We start from the raw sequence: 4,512 nt of genomic DNA on the forward strand, positions 1-4,512 counted from the left end.
CGCCAATCGTTGCTGGGCTCCGACCCACTCCCCCGGGCCGGCGGGCTGCTGCTGGGGATGTTGTGGCGTTGTGCCACCAGAACGCCACAACGTCTGAACTCCATAACGTTATGCCGTCATAACGTTTGGACGTTGTGGCGTTCTCACGGCGCGCCTCCACGACTCCACAACGTCTGAACGCTAGACCGTCCTTATGAGTCCCAAGATCGCAGTCGTTCACTCCCGCAAAGGCGGCGTCGGTAAGACGACCTTGGCCTTCGAGTTGGCGTGGTTGCTGAAGGCGCCCCTCGTTGACCTTGACTGGGAGGGAGGTGGAGCTACCCGCAGCTGGGGCTTTCGCGCCGAGGATCACTTGAAGCGGCCGTTACTCGATGCGCTCGAACGAGGCACGACACCCCAGCCACGAGCGGGACGGCGGACCAAGCGACCAGACCTGGTGCCCTCGCATCCCGATTTCGAGTTCGAGCAGCCGCACCACGAGACGATGGCCACGGCGCTGCGCCAGTGGGCGGGGGAGTGGGGCAACGACTGGGTTGTTGTCGACACCCATCCGGCCCGTGAGGAACATCGGAACGGAAACGTACGGTAGGCCTGGCCGTGGCGAGTGTCGATAACCCTCGTTTGCCGGCACTCCGATCCTTCGAGAGCGCGACAGTGCATCAGGAGTCCTCGTCGTCGCCGGCGGTGTCGGGATCTCGTAGCGGGCGGCGGCCGCTGCGCAGTTCGGGCAGGTGGAAGGAGTAGTGGCCGTGGACGTTGAGGTGGCGGCGGATGAACGGCGACAGCCGGGCGACGTCGTCTTCAAGGACCGGGTAGCCCTGCGCCCGGAGGGCTTCCAGGGCGGTGTTCAGGTAGACGGTGTTCCACAACGTGATGCAGTTCAGGACCAGGCCGAGCGCGCCGAGCTGGTCTTCCATCCCGGTGTGGTACTTCTGCCGCAGCTCGCCTTTCTGCCCGTGGAACACGTGCCTGCCCAGGTCGTGGCGGGTTTCTTGCAGGTTCCGCATCGCCTTGATGTCGCGCCGGTATGGCTCGTCGTCGATGTAGGACAGCACGTGCAGCGATTTGAAGATCCGCCCGTACGCCGCGACCGCGGACCCGAGCGGGGTGGCGTGCCCGTCTCGGGACAGCACCCGCAGCGCGTCGTGGGCGGTGACGGTGCCGGTGTGGATCGAGGCCACCACCCGCAGGATGTCGGGCCAGTGGCTACGGATCGCGCCCAGGTCGACCTTGCCGCGGGCGGCCGTGTTGAGCGGCCCATAATCCGCGGCTGAGTCGATGCGCCACAGCTTCTGATCGGGCAGGTCGGCCAGCTGGGGTCGGTAGGAGAAGCCCAGCAGATGCAGCAGCCCGAACACGACATCGGTGTAGGAGGCCGTGTCTGTGACGATCACCTCGGGGCGGGGGCCGCCGTCTTGGCTGTAGATCACGTCGATGGTGTGCAGCGAGTCTCGTGGGGTGCCGGCGACGACTTTGCCGCCCAGGCCGAGGGCCTGGTCGTTGACCATGTTCAGCCACTGCGCTCCGCGCCTGCGCCCGAAGTACTTCTGGTTCGGGCGGGCGTGAATGGTGGGGATCGGTACCACGAATCGCATCCCGTCGATCGCCGCGACCAGGCCGCCGCCCCAGGCTTGGGCCAGCTCGATTTGGGTCTGGGCCTCGATCAGTGGCGCGTTCGCGGCCGCGTAGGTCTCGGCGCGCAAATAGTTCTGGTCGACGTGGGACAGTCGGTCGCGGGTCAACGCCGCGATCCCTGATGACATGACCGGCGGGTACCCGATGTTGAGGGCGTGCGCGGTCAGGACGGCGGCGATCGTGACATGCAGGTCGGCCAGCCGGGTCCCGCCGCCGGACGCCGCGGTGAACGCCCCGAGGACCTGGGGCTGCCAAGCCATCACCTCCAGCAACACTTCCGACAGATCCACTCTCGGCAGCATCGCGGCCAGCCGCCTGCGCAGGTCGATCAGGCTCGGCGGGTCCGGGATCGCCTCGATGTGCTGCACATGCAGCCGCCCGTCGGCGTCGACGGTGACGGCGGTGTTCACCACCAGCCGGCCACCGACCTCCCGGTACGACGCATCCAGCAGCCGCGCATGCCCAGCCAGCAGCGGATCCGGATCATCGGGCAATCCGAGCGCGTTCAACGCGGCCGGCTTCGCCGCCACCCAGCCGGGGCCGTCGAGCAGCTGGGCCCGTGGATCGCGCCACCTGGTCGACGTCTCCGCGTACACGTCGCGGCGGCGCAACGCCCGGTGGAACCGCTCCAGCACGCAAAACACCCAGCCCGCCTTGTCGACTACCCCAGCGGGCAGACCCGGCCGGTGTACCAGCCGGCGCCACTCCCCACCCACCAGGTCGGCATCGATCAGACCCTCCGGGATCTGCCCGCCGGGCAGCTTGCGGGACCGGTAGGCCAGCACCTCGGGCAGGGTGCGCATCGCGGCCAGGACCCGCTCACCGTCGGCGGTCGCACCGAAAGCGATCACCTCGCACAGCATCGGCAGGAAGCCTCGCACGGTCGCGATCCGGCCGGAGAGCTCGGCGCGCCACTCCCCGTCCGGATCCGCTCCCGGCGGCGGCGCCACATCGGAGATTTTGTCGACCGCGGCGCGGAGCTCCGCGCGCGACACCACCGCCTCGATCGATTCCCACAACTGCTCGACGGTGAGGTTCTCTCCGAACTCGGTTGCCTCGAACAGCACCTGTACCGCGGCCGCCAGCTTGCCCGCATCTTTGGAAACCCACGGGTAGCGGCGCAGCTTCTCCTTGTTCCATTCCCGCTCCGCGCGAGCCAACAGGTCCGAGACCATCAACACGTCGAGAAGCTCCAGGGCGTCATCGACGGCCTTGCCCTCCAAGTGCCGGGCCGCGGCGAGCATCGTGGCCAACCGCCGCTGCGCCGGGTGCCGCTTCAACGCCGGAGCCTTTCCCGATAGGCCGTACCGGGCCAGCTCGGCCACCCGCCGTGCCGGCACCACGCCCAGGTCGATCCCGCCGACACCCAGCTCGGCGATCTGCGACACCCGGTCCAGCGCCTTCACCATCTGCGGCCCCGACGGCTTCGCCGCCGGGCCCTTCCGCAGCTGATCGAACCGCGACGTCCGGTCGCCGTCCGGCACCTCCAGCGACAGATCCAGCAGTCTGCGCTGCTCATCGGTGACCAGCCCGTACAGCGTGTCCCACAACCGCTGCGCCGCCTCGCCCTGCACCCGCGCCACCACCCGGGCAAGGGTGCTCACCCCCGGCAGCAGGACTCGCCGCTCCCGCAGCCACGCCACCGCACCGTCGAAGGTTGCCTTCGGTCCCTCACCGGTCGTCCACGAGCGGGCATCCACCCACGCAGACAACTCGGCCTCCACCTCGGCGAAATCGCGCAGCCCGTACCCGCGCTGGATCTCCCCGGCATGCTCTCGGTGCGTCGTGTCCCGCTGGGAGTACTGCTTCACACACGAGGGGTCGGCGATGCCCAACTGATCAGCGAGGTAGTCCACCACCTCGCTCGGCACGTCGACAGGGTCAGCCAGGAACGTTCCGACGTAGCGAACGGTCGCCAACTGCACGGCGAAGCCAAGCCGGTTGTGATCACCGCGGCGCCTCCCGACCAGCGCCTTATCGGTGTCGTCGAGGAAGAAGAACCGCTCCAGCTGCGCCCGGGCCGGAGGGCCGTTGTAGCGGCCATACGAGGCCGCCTGATCATCGGTCAGAAACTCAACAGGCATGGCCCGAGAAACTACGGCCTGCCGCCCGCGCTGACCAGCCCCAAGACAGCCACAGCAGGCCGAAACGTACGCCAAGACCCGAACCACCGGTACTCCCAAGCCCGACGACATCCCTACCGTACGTTTCCGTTCCGATGTTCCTCACGGGCCGCGACCTGCCCGCGGCCGAGTAGGTCGCGTAGGGCTCCGGTGGCGTGGCCGGCGCCGCACTGCGCGGGCTGCTGGCCGTGTTCGGTCTCGGGGGCATCGATGCCAAGCAGCCGGACCCGTTCGGTGCGCTCGGCCTGGCGTACGTCGACGGTGTCGCCGTCAAGGACCCTGGCGATGGTGACCGTGGCGGCCGTCGGGGTGCCCGCCGGGGTCAAGGTCGAGGGCGCCGGGTCTGCGCCGGGGGCACACCCTGCCAGGGCCAGGGCGGTGAACGCGGCCGCAGCCGCGGCGTGGGTCCTGGTCATGGGGCGCCTCGTGGGGTGCGCCGCGTCGGGCCCCGAGCCGGCCGAGCTCACGACGGTGGTGGCCCGTCGCACTGGACGCCGCGGCCCGCCTCGGGGTCCCATTCGAGGCGGCGGTGGATGTCGGCTGTGCGTCGGACCTCGTAGTAGACGGTGTCTTTGCCGGTGTGTTTGGAGCGCATCCTGCTCATCGTGTTCTTGGCGGCCTGCTCGCTGGCGTGGGTGCTCATCACGACCACGACCGCGTCGAGGTCGCCGACGTCAGCCTCATCGAGTTGCACGACGTGCCAGCGCGGGCGGGCGGCTCTCGCGGGCTTGGCGCGGGGCGCCTTCGCCGGTGC

The 4,512-nt window shown here is 69.1% G+C and carries 4 protein-coding genes; 1 reads left to right on the top strand and 3 read right to left on the bottom strand.

Annotated elements, in window-relative coordinates; translation table 11 throughout:
- The first annotated feature begins 193 nt into the window (after nucleotides 1-193).
- Nucleotides 194-589, top strand: coding sequence for a ParA family protein (locus tag L0H79_RS20855; protein ID WP_301486568.1), 396 nt, complete (start codon nucleotides 194-196; stop codon nucleotides 587-589).
- Nucleotides 590-659: 70 nt separating this feature from the next.
- Here L0H79_RS20855 and L0H79_RS20860 read toward each other — a convergent pair whose 3' ends face one another.
- The 3 genes from L0H79_RS20860 to L0H79_RS20870 all read right to left on the bottom strand — a co-directional run.
- Complete coding sequence (locus tag L0H79_RS20860) at nucleotides 660-3,719, bottom strand: Tn3 family transposase (RefSeq protein ID WP_301486570.1); 3,060 nt, start codon at nucleotides 3,717-3,719, stop codon at nucleotides 660-662.
- 113 nt (nucleotides 3,720-3,832) lie between these two features.
- On the bottom strand, nucleotides 3,833-4,174 hold the full coding sequence (locus L0H79_RS20865) for a thermonuclease family protein (protein WP_301486572.1): 342 nt from the start codon (nucleotides 4,172-4,174) through the stop codon (nucleotides 3,833-3,835).
- A gap of 47 nt (nucleotides 4,175-4,221) precedes the next feature.
- The coding region (locus tag L0H79_RS20870; protein ID WP_301486574.1) for a hypothetical protein at nucleotides 4,222-4,512 on the bottom strand (291 nt) is incomplete at its 5' end.

The organism is Intrasporangium sp. (assembly GCF_030452765.1).
Lineage (GTDB): Bacteria > Actinomycetota > Actinomycetes > Actinomycetales > Dermatophilaceae > Intrasporangium_A.

What these genes read in the sequence shown, in the direction of transcription:
- L0H79_RS20855 (WP_301486568.1), top strand. Translation starts at nt 194, where the DNA reads ATGAGTCCCAAGATCGCAGTCGTTCACTCCCGCAAAGGCGGCGTCGGT.
- L0H79_RS20860 (WP_301486570.1), bottom strand. Translation starts at nt 3,719, where the DNA reads ATGCCTGTTGAGTTTCTGACCGATGATCAGGCGGCCTCGTATGGCCGC.
- L0H79_RS20865 (WP_301486572.1), bottom strand. Translation starts at nt 4,174, where the DNA reads ATGACCAGGACCCACGCCGCGGCTGCGGCCGCGTTCACCGCCCTGGCC.